This window comes from Agrobacterium tumefaciens (genome assembly GCF_017726655.1).
Taxonomy (GTDB): Bacteria; Pseudomonadota; Alphaproteobacteria; order Rhizobiales; family Rhizobiaceae; genus Agrobacterium; species Agrobacterium tumefaciens_B.
In genome coordinates this window covers 2,321,397-2,335,522 of sequence record NZ_CP072308.1, presented here as the reverse complement: position 1 = coordinate 2,335,522, position 14,126 = coordinate 2,321,397, and the positions used below count along the sequence as shown (strand labels likewise).

General features: G+C 60.3%; 12 protein-coding genes. 2 read left to right on the top strand and 10 right to left on the bottom strand.

The features are described 5' to 3' along the window. Positions 1–35: 35 nt before the first annotated feature. Positions 36–422: a phage infection protein gene (locus AT6N2_RS11475; RefSeq protein ID WP_209086928.1), complete on the bottom strand. Its 387-nt coding sequence runs from the start codon at positions 420–422 to the stop codon at positions 36–38. 80 nt (positions 423–502) lie between these two features. Next, entirely contained in the window at positions 503–2,719 is a 2,217-nt protein-coding gene (locus AT6N2_RS11470) for a primosomal protein N' (RefSeq protein WP_209086920.1), read from the bottom strand. 121 nt (positions 2,720–2,840) lie between these two features. On the opposite strand from AT6N2_RS11470, the gene AT6N2_RS11465 reads away from it, so the two are divergent. Next, on the top strand, positions 2,841–3,788 hold the full coding sequence (locus AT6N2_RS11465; protein ID WP_209086918.1) for a tyrosine recombinase XerC: 948 nt from the start codon (positions 2,841–2,843) through the stop codon (positions 3,786–3,788). An 80-nt stretch (positions 3,789–3,868) separates the two neighbouring features. Further along, on the top strand, positions 3,869–4,966 hold the full coding sequence (locus AT6N2_RS11460; protein WP_209086916.1) for a TraB/GumN family protein: 1,098 nt from the start codon (positions 3,869–3,871) through the stop codon (positions 4,964–4,966). Here AT6N2_RS11460 and AT6N2_RS11455 read toward each other — a convergent pair. From AT6N2_RS11455 to sucD, 8 genes are all read right to left on the bottom strand, one after another. Next, positions 4,950–5,438 (bottom strand): DUF2867 domain-containing protein, encoded by a 489-nt coding sequence (locus AT6N2_RS11455; RefSeq protein ID WP_063948474.1) that lies wholly within the window; start codon positions 5,436–5,438, stop codon positions 4,950–4,952. The genes AT6N2_RS11460 and AT6N2_RS11455 overlap by 17 nt on opposite strands. An 86-nt stretch (positions 5,439–5,524) precedes the next feature. Further along, positions 5,525–6,025: a cytochrome b gene (locus tag AT6N2_RS11450; RefSeq protein ID WP_144578162.1), complete on the bottom strand. Its 501-nt coding sequence runs from the start codon at positions 6,023–6,025 to the stop codon at positions 5,525–5,527. Positions 6,026–6,152: 127 nt separating this feature from the next. Continuing rightward, a complete protein-coding gene (lpdA, locus tag AT6N2_RS11445) occupies positions 6,153–7,559 on the bottom strand; it encodes a dihydrolipoyl dehydrogenase (protein WP_209086914.1) in 1,407 nt (468 codons plus the stop codon). Between the two features lie 66 nt (positions 7,560–7,625). Then, the gene (locus AT6N2_RS11440) at positions 7,626–8,267 is read right to left on the bottom strand and encodes a LysE family translocator (RefSeq protein WP_209086912.1); all 642 of its coding nucleotides are present in this window, start codon (positions 8,265–8,267) and stop codon (positions 7,626–7,628) included. Between the two features lie 11 nt (positions 8,268–8,278). Next, positions 8,279–8,692: an MAPEG family protein gene (locus tag AT6N2_RS11435; RefSeq protein WP_063948333.1), complete on the bottom strand. Its 414-nt coding sequence runs from the start codon at positions 8,690–8,692 to the stop codon at positions 8,279–8,281. 70 nt (positions 8,693–8,762) lie between these two features. Next, a complete protein-coding gene (gene odhB / locus AT6N2_RS11430; protein WP_209086905.1) occupies positions 8,763–9,995 on the bottom strand; it encodes a 2-oxoglutarate dehydrogenase complex dihydrolipoyllysine-residue succinyltransferase in 1,233 nt (410 codons plus the stop codon). A gap of 53 nt (positions 9,996–10,048) precedes the next feature. Further along, entirely contained in the window at positions 10,049–13,045 is a 2,997-nt protein-coding gene (locus AT6N2_RS11425; RefSeq protein ID WP_144578170.1) for a 2-oxoglutarate dehydrogenase E1 component, read from the bottom strand. 176 nt (positions 13,046–13,221) lie between these two features. Further along, entirely contained in the window at positions 13,222–14,124 is a 903-nt protein-coding gene (gene sucD, locus AT6N2_RS11420; protein ID WP_209086903.1) for a succinate--CoA ligase subunit alpha, read from the bottom strand. Between the last annotated feature and the right edge of the window lie 2 nt (positions 14,125–14,126).

Below are 14,126 nucleotides of genomic sequence, written 5' to 3'. Positions count from 1 at the left end.
AGCGTCTGTGAGGCGCAAAAGCCAAAAAGCCGGCTTCAGACCAACCCGAAGACGTAGCTCAACGAGAGTGCGGCGAGCAGAAAGTGCACAACCAGAAGTAAGAGATTCCGCATGCTTGCGCCACCATCAGAGAGGATGGAGAGTATCCCGCCGAACACACTAAGGGCGAATGCCGCACCGAAGGCGAGATAGACCATGGGCTGGGCGAGAAGCAGGGCGGCGGCGCCGAGGCCGAGATAAAAGCCGGAAAGCGACGAGCGCACCAGCGCATAGCCATCCCGGCGTTCGCCGGCGGGCAGCAGACCGAAAGCCCGAAGCGTCAAGCCGGGTGCAAACATGAAAAATAGCCCGATGATGGCCGATACCACCGCCGCGCCGAAGGCCAACTGTTCGCCGAATTCGGCCGGAAAATAAAACTCCATATCGTTCCCCAATCGATTCTGTTGTTCGCTCGCCTTATGCCACGGTCGCGACAGCTGGAAAACGCCTGCGCCCGCAAAGTTCAGAGGAAACTTTGCGGATCGATATCCAGCTGCACATGCACGCTGCCGCGCTCCCTCGGACCATTGGCCAGAAGCGTGCGCAGAAACGACTGCATGTCGGAATTGCGCCGCCCGTGTAGCAGCAACCGAAAACGGTGCCGACCGCGGATCAGCGCCAGCGGCGCTTCCGCCGGGCCAAGCAGCATGATGCCGGTTACCTGCGGGGCCACAGCCCTCAGACCTCTCGCATGCGTTTCCGCTTCTCCGCGCGTATCGGCCGATACAATGATCGAGGCAAGCCGTCCGAAGGGCGGTAGCAGGGCCTTTTCGCGCTCCACGATCTCCCTCTCGTAGAATGCAGAGGCATCACCGGAAACGATGGCCTGCATGACCGGATGTTGTGGCTGATAGGTTTGCAGCAAACCATGGCTCTTTCGCCCCGTTCTCCCGGCGCGCCCCGTTACCTGGGAAAGCAGCTGAAAGGTTCGCTCCGCCGCCCGCGGATCGCCATTGGCCAGGCCGAGATCGGCATCAACGATGCCAACAAGCGTCATCAGCGGAAAGTTATGGCCCTTGGCGACAAGTTGCGTCCCGATGACGATGTCTGCCTCCCCTTTAACGATCGCCTCCAACTCCAGCCGCAGCCGCTTGACGCCCATCAGATCGGAGGAGAGCACGATGGTGCGGGCCTCGGGGAAATGTTTCTCCACCTCTTCGGCGATGCGCTCCACACCCGGCCCGCAAGCCACGAGATGATCAAATGTGCCGCATTCCGGGCAATGATCGGGCGTTGGCTCGTTATGGCCGCACTGATGGCACTGCAACTGATTGCGGAACCGGTGCTCCACCAGCCAGCTGGAACATTGCGGACACTGGAAACGGTGGCCGCAGACCCGGCAAAGCGTCAGCGGCGCGTAGCCGCGTCGATTGAGGAACAGCAGCGCCTGTTCACCCTTTTCGATCGTCTTGCCGATCCCACGCAGCAGGACGGGTGACAGAAACCCTCCGCGCTCCGGCGGGTGTCGGCGCATATCAACGAGATGAAGGTCCGGCATGGCCGCATCGCCAAAACGCGTGTGCAGGTGAATCGTGTTGTAACGCCCGGAGCTGCCGTTCACCTGGCTTTCGACAGATGGCGTGGCCGAAACCAGCACGACCGGGAATTCGGCGATCCGCGCCCTCACAACCGCCATGTCGCGGGCATTATAGAAAACACGGTCTTCCTGCTTGTAAGCCGGGTCATGCTCCTCATCGACAATGATGAGACCAAGATTATCGAAGGGAAGGAAAAGTGCCGAGCGCGCGCCGGCTACCACCTTCACCTCGCCGGTGACAGCCTGCCGCCAGACTTTTTCACGCATTCGGGGCGAGACGTCAGAATGCCATTCCGCCGGTTTTGCACCAAACCGATCCTGAAAGCGCTCCAGAAACGCCGCGGTCAGGGCAATTTCCGGCAACAGGATGAGCACCTGCTTGCCTTGCCTGAGCGTTTCGGCCACGGCCTCGAAATAGACCTCGGTCTTGCCGGAGCCCGTCACGCCGTCGATCAACGAGACATGAAAACCGCCCCTGCGCACATCCTCCAGTATCTCCGAAGCGGCCTGTCTCTGCGGGCCCTCCAGACGCGGCTCGACATAATCAGGGTCAGGCTCGGGCACCACTGGCGGCGCGGGCAGGAAGATCGTCTCGAACACGCCCTGTTTCACAAGCCCGTCGATGACGCTGGTCGAAACGCCGGCGGCATGAGCAAGCCCGCTCTTCGTCCAGCCGTGCCCTTCGGCCGCCAGCTCCATCACCCGCTCGCGGGCGGGGGTCAGGCGCTCCGGCCTGCCTTCCGTCAGCCGTAGCCCCTCGATCATCGGCTCGGGATCGAAGGCGGCAGGCGCGCGCAATGCCATGCGCGCCACGAGACCGGGCGGAGACAGCGTATAGGCGGCAACCCAGTCCACGAAGCGGCGCATTTCCGTCTTCATGGGCGGGCACTCGAAACTCTTGGTTATGGGCCGTAGCTTCTTGGGGTCAAAGCTCTTCTCGCCGGCATCGTCCCACACCACGCCGAAGACCTGCCGCGGACCAAGTGGCACCTGAACCACGGAACCGGTTTCCACCACCATATCTTCAGGCACGGCGTAGCTATAGGGCCCGGGCGCTGGCATCGGCACAAGAACGGGTACCGTGCGCGTGGGCGACGGCGGGTCGAATAGAGCCCCAAACAGATCGGACGAATCTTTTGCCATGATGTGGCGACCATGCCCCGGCGACAGGAAAAAGGAAACCGCCCGGATGTAGGGCGCTCGCCCCGCAAAGTCCACCTCTTAACCAAATGCTGACCATAGGCGCATATATTCACGCTGTGGAATGGAGCGCCGCGTGACCGAAATCCTGACATTTGCCGACCCCGATCTGCTCACCGAGCGCCAGGCCTGGCTGACGGCGCTTGGCGGTGAACGCCGCCTTTCCGACAATACCGTCGAAGCCTATGAGCGCGATACGCGTCAGTTCCTGACCTTCCTGACAGGCTACATCGGCAAACCGGCCTCCATCGCGGATATTGCCGATCTTCGTCCTGTCGATCTGCGCGCCTTTCTGGCCAACAGGCGCAAGGAAGGCGTTGGTGCGCGTTCCCTCAGCAGGCATCTGGCGGGTCTGCGCTCCCTGCTGCACCATCTTCAGCGAAAAGGCCTTGTCAATGCCGCCGGCGCCACCGCCATGCGCGCGCCAAAACAACCGAAATCCCTGCCGAAGCCGCTGACCGATCGGCAGGCGCTGAAGATCACGACATCAGAGGCACAGTTAAATGAAGAGCCATGGATCGCAGCCCGCAATGCGGCCGTCCTCTCGCTGCTCTATGGCTGCGGGCTGCGCATTTCAGAGGCACTCAGCCTCACGCCGGCAGATTTTCCGCCCGGCGCACGCAGCCTGCGTATAACAGGCAAAGGCAGCAAGACACGGATCGTGCCGCTTTTGGCCGTGGTCACCGAAGCGGTCGATACCTACAGGAAGCTCTGCCCCTATGCTCTGTCGGCGAGTGAACCGCTGTTCCTCGGCGCACGCGGCGGCAAGCTGCAGCCCGCCATCATCCAACGGGAAATGCAGAAGCTGCGCGGCGCGTTCGGCCTTCCGGAAAATGCCACGCCGCATGCGCTGCGCCATTCCTTCGCCACCCATCTCTTGGCCGGCGGTGGGGATCTGCGCACCATTCAGGAACTGCTCGGCCATGCGAGCCTCTCCACCACACAGGTCTATACCGGCGTCGATACGGCAAGATTATTGGAAATCTACGACAACGCGCACCCTCGCGCATGACACAGGAAATGGTTAACCATAAACATTAACCAGACATCCAAACGGCCGTTCTATAAGCGAACGAGAACCGGATTGGACCGATGCAAAGCCTGATGAAACCCGAAAATCTGACCGCCACCCTCATGGGCAAAACCGGCGATGCCCTGCTCTGGCTGCTGGCCGCCCTGCATGTTACAGCCGTTGCCATCCTCCTCATGACCCTGCTGTCACTGGGCGAGGCGGAGGCCGCCGAGCAGAAGGTCACCTGCACGGGCAGCGATATTCTCGTAGACATGCGTAAAACCGATCCGCAAGCTTTCGCAAAGATCGAGCAGGAGGCGGCAGCGATCCCGAACGGCAAGGGCAACTTCTGGCGCATCGAAAAGGCCGGCACGGCCCCGTCCTATCTTCTCGGCACCATGCATGTCACCGATCCGCGTGTTCTGGAGATGCCTGCGGCCGCCAGCCCCGCCTTCGAAAAGGCCGCGACTGTGATCGTGGAGTCGGACGAAATCGTTGACGACAAGAAGGTCGCGACCGCGCTGCTGAGCAAGCCCGAACTCACCATGTTTCTGGATGGCAAATCGATCACCGACATCCTGTCGCCCGAAAATGTTTCGCGTCTCGAAAAGGGCCTGAAGGAGCGGGGCATTCCGCTGAATGCGGTTTCGCGGATGAAGCCCTGGATGCTTTCGAGTTTCGTCGCCCTGCCCGCCTGCGAGTTCGCCCGCAAGGCAACGGGCCTCTCCTTTCTCGACAAGAAGCTTGCCGAAGATGCGGTTGCGAACGGAAAGCGCCTCGTCGGGCTGGAGACGATGGTCGAACAGCTGACGGCCATGTCCGAGCTGCCGATGGAATTTCATCTTCAGGCACTGATCGAAACGCTGGAACTGGGCGACCGCATGGATGACGTGATGACGACCATGACCGATCTCTACGTCGCCGGCGATATCGGCATGACCATGCCCATGCTGAAAAGCATCGACCCCAAAAAGACAGCGGCGGAAAGCGAACAGGGCTACGCCGCCTTCGAACAGCGCATTATCACCGACCGCAATCACGTCATGGCAGACCGTGCCACACCTGAGCTTGCCAAGGGCAATGTCTTCATGGCCGTGGGCGCGCTGCATCTGCCGGGCGAAGAAGGCCTTGTCGAACTGCTGCGCGCAGAGGGCTTCACCCTCACCCGGGTCGATTGACCCACTCACTACCGGTGCTGACAGGCCGGACATTGGCGCAAAACGGCCGCATCGTCGCCGGCACGATACGGCGGTGAAACGGCCCGACAGCGAGAAGATAGAGCCGTCCGAACAGATTCTTGCGCCTGACGATGGTGGTGACACTCACCAGCTGGTGGCTTCCTTTTTCTTCGAGATCAACGACGATCCGGAAATCGAGATGACGGTCATCGAAACCCAGCACGGTCCGCTCCCGGCTTGACGACAGAACCGGAAATCCACCCGCCGAAGCGCCGGCCACCAACTCAACCGTTTTTAAGCCGAAAAGCGAAACGACGCGGTTTCGAAGCGCCATCAGCCCGCTAATCCATGCCGGAGGATGATCAAGGAGAAGCCTGCTCACATCGAGCGAGGTCATTCCCGGCGTCATCATCTCTCCCTGAAAACAATCGCACCAATCGGCGCCTGCCAATATATCTTCGATGTTTCGCATCCCTGAACCCCAGCCGCACGGTGCGGCAGGGGCCAGCATCTTCTTTTTCCAGCGGGGAGGAAACGCGACAAACCGCCGCTTGGACCCTAGCCGTGCGTCATGCGCCTCAGGAGATTGGTGCGCCAATAGAACTGGTGAACAAGGACAGCCACGACATGGCCGGCGATCAAAACCCACATCAGCACCTTGAACGGGCCGGAATGCAGATCGCCTGCCGCGCCCACGCCAAAGTAATAGGCAGCGATGCCGGAGAGTGGCAGGATGAAGAACAGCGCGTAAAGCGTAAAATGCGCCACCTTGGCGGCAATCTGCGCGACGCGCGGCTCCTCAGGCGGATGTGGCGGCACGCCCTGCATCAGCCGCAGACAGAGGCGCACGACCGCAAGGAAAAGAACGGTGAAACCCACATAGGCGTGAATATTCGCCGATGACAGCTGATCCGGCGTCAGTGCCTCTCCACGCCGCATCAAACGGTAGGCATGTTCCATGCCATCGGGAAACAGGAGATTGAAGAGGATCAGAAGCGCCATCGCCCAATGGATGATGCGCTGTGGAACCGTGAAGGAAACTTGAGTGCGATACGCCATTTTATTGCCTTTTATCAAAAGGTTAGACAGGCTGTGTCGCGAGTATGAGAAACCCCGGCCTGCGTGGCAAGCCGGGGTTTAACAGATGACTGAAATTTAATATTTGAGCGTCAGGCTCAAACGCCGATCACATGTGGATCGGCTTGAAGAAAGTTGCGAGCGCCGCTTCCTTCACGGCCTCAGACATGGTGGGATGTGCATGGCAGGTGCGACCGAGATCTTCCGAAGAACCGCCGAATTCCATCAGCACGGCGATTTCGTGGATCATTTCACCCGCGCCGAAGCCGATGATGTGACCACCCAGAACCCGGTCCGTTTCCTTGTCGGCTAGGATCTTCACGAAACCGTCCGTCACCTGCATGGCGCGGGCGCGGCCATTTGCTGTGAAGGGAAACTTGCCGACCTTGTAAGCGACGCCCGCGGCCTTCAACTCTTCTTCCGTCTTGCCGACGGAAGCGACTTCCGGCTGGGTGTAAACAACACCGGGAATGACGTCGTAATTGACGTGGCCGTGCTGACCCGCAAGGATTTCAGCGAGCGCCACGCCCTCGTCTTCCGCCTTGTGCGCCAGCATCGGGCCCTTCACCACGTCACCGATGGCGTAGATGCCGTCGACATTGGTCTTGTAGTGGCCGTCGATTTCAACGCGGCCACGGCTATCGAGCGTCACACCGGCTTCAGTAAGTCCGAGTCCCTCCGTGAAGGGCTTGCGACCGGTGGAGATCAGAACGACATCCGCTTCCAGGGTTTCGGCAGCGCCGCCCTTGACCGGTTCGAACACGACCTTCGCACCGGCGGCGGTCTTTTCAACCGCCGTTACCTTCGCGCCGAGCTTGAAATCGAGACCCTGCTTGGCAAGCAGACGCTGCGCCTGCTTGGACACTTCGGCATCCATGCCGCCGAGAATGGTGTCGAGATATTCGACGACGGTCACCTTGGCGCCGAGACGCGACCAGACCGAACCAAGCTCGAGGCCGATAACGCCACCGCCAACGACGATGAGCTTTTCCGGAACCTTGGAAAGAGCGATTGCGCCGGTAGACGACACGATGACGCTCTCATCGATATTAACCTGAACGCCTGGAATGCCGGCAACGTCAGAACCTGTGGCAATGACGATGTTCTTTGCTTCGATTTCCTGTGTCTCGCCCTTGTCGTTTGTGACGGAAACCTTGCCGGCGGAAACGACCTTGCCGGTGCCCTGGAAGGCATCGATCTTGTTCTTCTTGAACAGGAAGGACACGCCGTCGACATTGGCCTTCACCACGCTGTCCTTGTGGCCCATCATCTTTTCAAGGTTCAGTTTCGGGGCGGCAACTTCGATACCGAGCGAATCGACGCCATGGGCGACATGCGCGAAGGTTTCGGACGCGTGCAGCAGTGCCTTGGAGGGAATGCAGCCGACATTGAGGCAGGTGCCGCCATAGGTCGCGCGCTTTTCGATGACAGCGACCTTCAGGCCGAGCTGTGCCGCCTTGACCGCGCAAACATAACCGCCGGGGCCGGTGCCGATTACAACTACATCATATGCCATGTTCTGGTTCCTGCTTTATAGGGGCAAGATATCGGATCATTGCCCAGCTTCCATTTGACCTGAAACTCAGGCCGCTTTTTCCGTTGCGAGTTTTATGCCGAGAGCGATGAAGACCACACCGCTGGTGCGGTCGATCCATTGGCTGGCGCGTTGAAATGCGGCGCGCATGCGCGGCGTCGTCATGAACAGGCTGACGCCGACGAACCACAGGATAAGGCAGCTTGCCATGACGAGCCCGTAACCAAACTTGATGCCAACGGGCGTATGCGCGTGAACCACCGTCGAAAAGATCGACAGGAAGAAAAACACCGGTTTTGGATTGAGCGCATTGGCGGCGAAACCGAGCGTGAAGGCCTTGAGCCCGGTCTGGCTGCTTTTCGCCTGAACAGCCTCACCCTCGACGCCCGGCAACTCGGTCTTGCCGGCACGCAGCGCCTTGATGCCGATATAGATCAGATAGGCGACACCCAGCCATTTGACGATGTTAAAGAGATAGATCGACTGGGAAATGATCAGGCCAAGTCCGAGGATCGTATAGGTAACGTGGAACATCAGCGACGTTCCAACGCCGAAGCTGGTGATGATGGCCTGCCTGCGTCCATGAACCATTGCCTGGCGCATGACCATCGCAAGGTCGGCGCCCGGCGATACGATTGCGAAAGCGAAGATCGCCATCAGGGATGCAAGTTCGATAAGATATTGGTGCATCACATCAAGCCTCAGAACATCAACACGACAAACATCAGCGCAAGTCCAAGCATTGAACCTAACCAGACGAAAGACCGGATATAGGGCACACCTGCGAGATAGAGCGGAATATAGATGATGCGGCAGATCAACCACAACCACGCGCCGATAAGCGCAATTCCGGACGGGTCACCCGCCATGATAACGCCGAAAGCCAGTGCCAGAAAAGCCGGATAGGTCTCCCGGAAATTGGCCGATGCGCGCGAAGCGCGACCGGACAGCTTACCCTGTGGCTTCTGCTCGCCGTCTCTCGGACCGGCATTCCATTCACGCCCCAATTCTCTGGTCGCCATCATCCCTTGCAACAGGACATGCGCCACGAGAAGAAGAACGCTTAAACCGATGAGCGGCAGAAAGGGGGAAGCGGCGAGAAATGTCGGCTGCACGTCTGCTCTCCAAGGTAGTGTTCCAGCGGAGTTTCACTTGAAACCCCGCTGAAACGAAAAGCAAGACCGATTAAAGATCGAGAACCAGACGTTCCGGGTCTTCCAGGCTTTCCTTGACGCGGACGAGGAAGGTCACGGCTTCCTTGCCGTCAACGATACGGTGATCGTAGGAGAGCGCCAGATACATCATCGGACGGATGACGACCTGACCGCCGATGGCGACCGGACGCTCCTGGATCTTGTGCATGCCGAGGATGCCGGACTGCGGGGCATTGAGGATCGGCGAGGACATCAGCGAACCGTAAACGCCACCATTGGTGATGGTGAAGGTGCCGCCCTGCATGTCGGCCATACCGAGCGAACCGTCGCGTGCTGCCTTGGCAAGACGGCCGAGTTCCTTTTCGACGCCAGCGATGGAAAGCTGGTCGGCATCGCGGATGACCGGAACGACAAGACCCTTGTCGGTGCCGACAGCCATGCCGACGTGACAATAGTTCTTGTAGATGATGTCAGTGCCGTCGATTTCAGCGTTGACGGCAGGCAGTTCCTTGAGCGCGTGTGTCACGGCCTTGGTGAAGAAGCCCATGAAGCCGAGCTTGACGCCATGCTTCTTCTCGAACACGTCCTTGTAACGGTTGCGCAGGTCCATGACCGCGCTCATGTCCACTTCATTGTAAGTGGTGAGCATGGCGGCGGTGTTCTGGGCATCCTTGAGGCGCTTGGCGATCGTCTGGCGCAGGCGCGTCATCTTCACGCGCTCTTCGCGAACCTGATCCTGCTCGGCGGAAACGGGACGGGGAGCAGCAGCAACCGGAGCCGGAGCAGCGGCAGGGGCCGAAACGCCCTTCGCGACGGCAGCAAGCACATCGCCCTTCAGAACCTGACCACGCTTGCCCGAACCGTCGACCTGATCGGCAGACAGGTTGTTTTCAGCAAGCAGCTTGCCAGCAGCAGGTGCCGGCGGCATGGCGCTGGCGGCAGAAGCAGCGGGAGCCGGAGCGGCGGCTGCGGCAGCAGCTGGCTTTGCCGGTTCGGCAGCCGGTGCAGAGGTTGCAGCGCCCGCAGCGCCTTCGGCGATCTGGCCGAGAAGCGCGTCGAGACCGACGGTTTCGCCGTTCTGCGCCACGATTTCGGTGAGAACGCCGGACGCAGGCGCCGGCACCTCGACGGTAACCTTGTCGGTTTCCAGTTCAACGAGAGGTTCGTCGGCCTTGACGGTGTCGCCGACCTTCTTGAACCAGGTGCCGACGGTCGCTTCGCTGACGGATTCGCCGAGGGTTGGTACGCGGATTTCAGTGGCCATGATCTAGTTCCGTTATTCGGGTGTCTTTTATACGGGGCGATGCGGGAGAGTTCTCACTCTCCCAGCGCGTCTTCCAGGAACGCAGCAAGCTGCGCCAGATGCTTGGACATCAGGCCGGTCGCCGGAGAGGCGGCAGCCGGACGGCCCGTGTAGCGGACCTTCTGGTACTTGGCGTCGATATGGGCCAGGACCCATTCCAGGTAAGGATCGATGAACGACCACGCACCCATGTTCTTCGGCTCTTCCTGGCACCAGACCATCTCCGCATTGCGGAAACGCGACAGCTCGTTGATGAGCGCCTTGGCCGGGAACGGATAGAGCTGTTCGACGCGCAGCAGATAGATATCGTCAATACCGCGCTTTTCACGCTCTTCGAGCAGATCATAATAGACCTTGCCCGTGCACATGACGACGCGGCGAATCTTCGAATCCTTCTGCAGCTTGATCGGGCCGTCCTTGATGACCTCGGCATCGTCCCACAGGAGACGGTGGAAGGAGGACTCGCCTGCAAGCTCGGCCAGCGAAGACGTGGCGCGCTTGTGGCGCAGCAGCGACTTCGGCGTCATCAGGATCAGCGGCTTGCGGAAGTCGCGCTTCACCTGGCGGCGCAGGATGTGGAAGTAGTTTGCCGGCGTCGTGCAGTTGGCAACCTGCATGTTGTCTTCGGCGCACATCTGCAGCCAGCGCTCCAGACGGGCGGAAGAGTGTTCCGGACCCTGACCTTCGTAGCCATGCGGCAGAAGGCAGACCAGACCGGACATGCGAAGCCACTTGCGTTCACCCGACGAGATGAACTGGTCGAACACGACCTGAGCACCGTTGGCGAAGTCGCCGAACTGGGCTTCCCAGAGCGTCAGCGCATTCGGACGGGCCAGCGAGTAACCATATTCGAAACCGAGGACCGCCTCTTCCGAAAGCATCGAGTTGATGACTTCGTAACGGGCCTGCGTCGGCGCAAGGTTTGCCAGCGGGATGTAGCGTTCCTCGGATTCCTGATCGTAGAGAACCGAGTGACGCTGCGAGAAGGTGCCGCGTTCGCAATCCTGACCGGAAAGGCGGATCTTGTGGCCCTCCACGACGAGCGAACCGAAGGCCAGTGCTTCCGCCATCGCCCAGTCGATGCCTTCGCCGGTCTCGACCATCTGCGAGCGGTTTTCCATGAAGCGCTGGATCGTGCGGTGGGCGTTGAAGCCTTCCGGAATGGTCGACAGCTTCTTGCCGATTTCCTTCAGCTGCTTCATCGGCACGCCGGTCTTGCCGCGACGCTGCTCATCGGCATTGTCGGCGGCGCGCAGGCCGGACCACTGACCGTCCAGCCAGTCTGCCTTGTTGGGCTTATAGGACTGGCCCGCCTCGAATTCCTGCTCGAGATGAGCGCGCCAGTCGGCCTTCATCTTCTCGAATTCGCCCTCGTTGATCAAGCCTTCGGCGATCAGGCGGTCGGCATAGATGCGCGCGACGGTCTTGTGGCCGCGGATGACCTTGTACATCTTCGGCTGCGTGAACGCCGGCTCGTCGCCTTCGTTGTGGCCGAAGCGGCGGTAGCAGAACATGTCCACGACCACAGGCTTGTGGAACTTCATGCGGTATTCGGTGGCAACCTTGGCCGCATAGGTCACAGCTTCCGGATCGTCACCGTTGACGTGGAAGATCGGCGCTTCGATCATCTTGGCAACGTCGGATGGATAGGGCGACGAACGGGAGAAGGCCGGGTTCGTCGTGAAGCCGATCTGGTTGTTGATGATGAAGTGCATGGTTCCGGCCACGCGGTGACCGCGCAGACCGGAAAGACCGAGAATCTCAGCAACCACGCCCTGACCCGCAAAAGCGGCATCGCCATGCAGAAGCAGCGGCAGAACCTTGGCGCGCTCGGAAAGCGGAATGATGTCCCCGTCCCACTGCTTGGCCAGCTGGTCCTGCTTGGCGCGGGCCTTGCCCATGACCACAGGGTTGACGATTTCAAGGTGCGACGGGTTGGCCGTCAGCGACAGGTGAACCTTGTTGCCGTCGAATTCGCGGTCGGAGGAGGCGCCGAGGTGATACTTCACGTCGCCCGAACCTTCGACATCGTCAGGCTTGAACGAGCCGCCCTTGAACTCGTGGAACACGGCGCGGTGCGGCTTGCCCATGACGTTCGTCAGAACATTCAGGCGGCCGCGGTGAGCCATGCCGAGAACGACTTCCTCGAGCCCTTCCTGGCCGCCGCGCTTGATAATCTGCTCGAGCGCCGGGATGAGCGATTCACCGCCATCGAGACCGAAACGCTTGGTGCCCTTGAAGCGAACGTCGAGGAACTGTTCGTAACCTTCGGCTTCGACCAGCTTCGACAGGATTGCCTTCTTGCCTTCGGCTGTAAAGGCAACGCCCTTATCCGGGCCTTCGATACGTTCCTGAATCCAGGCCTTTTCTTCCGGGCTGGACATATGCATGAATTCGACGCCGATGGTGGAGCAGTAGGTGCGCTCCAGAATATCGATCATCTCGCGCACGGTCGCATATTCGAGGCCGAGCACGTTATCGATAAAGATCTTGCGGTCGTAATCGCTTTCCTCGAAGCCGTAGGACTTCGGCGAGAGCTCGTTGTAATCCTCGACGGCAACGGCAATGCCGAGCGGGTCGAGCTTGGCATGCAGGTGGCCGCGCATGCGGTAGGCGCGGATCATCATGATGGCGCGAACGCTGTCACGGGTCGCCTGCAGCACTTCGGCTTCGCTGACGGGCTTGCCGGTGTCGGCGCTCTTGGCCTCAGCCTTTGCCTGAACCTTCTTTTCGATGGCCTTTTCGACCGTGGCCCAATTGCCGTCCAGTGCGGAAACCAGGTCGCCATTTGCCGGGATCGGCCAGTTGGCACGCTTCCAGGAGGCGCCCTTGGCCGCCTTCTTCACATCTTCCGGATTATCGGACAGTGCCTTGAAGAAGCTCTGCCACTCCGGCGACACGGAAGAGGGATCCTCTTCGTACCGGGCATAGAGCTGCTCGATATAGGCTGCATTCGCGCCGTCCAGAAACGACGTGATCTGAAACTGCTCGTTCGCTTCTTGCCTTGCCATTGTGTTCTTGCGGACTTTTCCGTCCGCCTCCTCGATGCCGTTAGGGCCGTTCGACCGGCCTGCCGCTTTGATTATTGCTGTCTGCCGCCGGGGCGGTATGCCGTCTGTCTGTCGTTCTTGCGACATCGGGCAGCGCGAGCTTGAAGCCGCGCCGCCCGTCACCGTTTCATGTGGTCTCAGCCCTTGAGGACTTCAACCAGCGTCTTGCCGAGGCGCGCCGGAGAAGGCGATACCTTGATGCCCGCTGCTTCCATGGCAGCGATCTTGGATTCCGCATCGCCCTTGCCGCCGGAAACGACAGCGCCGGCGTGACCCATGGTGCGGCCCTTCGGAGCCGTACGGCCCGCGATGAAGCCAGCCATCGGCTTCTTGCGGCCCTTCTTGGCTTCGTCGATCAGGAACTGTGCCGCGTCTTCTTCCGCCGAACCGCCGATTTCGCCGATCATGATGATCGACTGCGTGGCGTCGTCAGCGAGGAACATTTCCAGGACGTCGATGAACTCGGTGCCCTTGACCGGGTCGCCGCCGATGCCGACAGCCGTCGTCTGGCCGAGGCCTTCGTTGGATGTCTGGAACACGGCTTCATAGGTCAGCGTGCCGGAGCGCGAAACGATACCGACCGAACCCTTGCGGAAGATGGAGCCCGGCATGATGCCGATCTTGCATTCTTCCGGCGTCAGGATGCCGGGGCAGTTCGGGCCGAGCAGGCGAGACTTCGAACGGTCGAGGCGAGCCTTGACGCGCACCATGTCCATGACCGGGATGCCTTCGGTGATGCAGGTGATGAACGGAATTTCCGCATCGATGGCTTCGATGATCGCGTCTGCTGCACCTGCCGGCGGAACATAGATCACGGATGCGTCCGCACCGGTCTTTTCCTTGGCTTCGGCAACCGTTGCGAAAATCGGCAGGCTTTCGCCCTTGGCACCGGTCCAGGTTTCGCCACCCTTCTTCGGATGAATACCACCGACCATCTGCGTGCCGTAATAGGCAAGTGCCTGCTCGGTGTGGAAGGTACCGGTCTTGCCGGTCAGACCCTGAACGAGGATCTTGGTGTCTTTATTAACGAGAATAGACATTA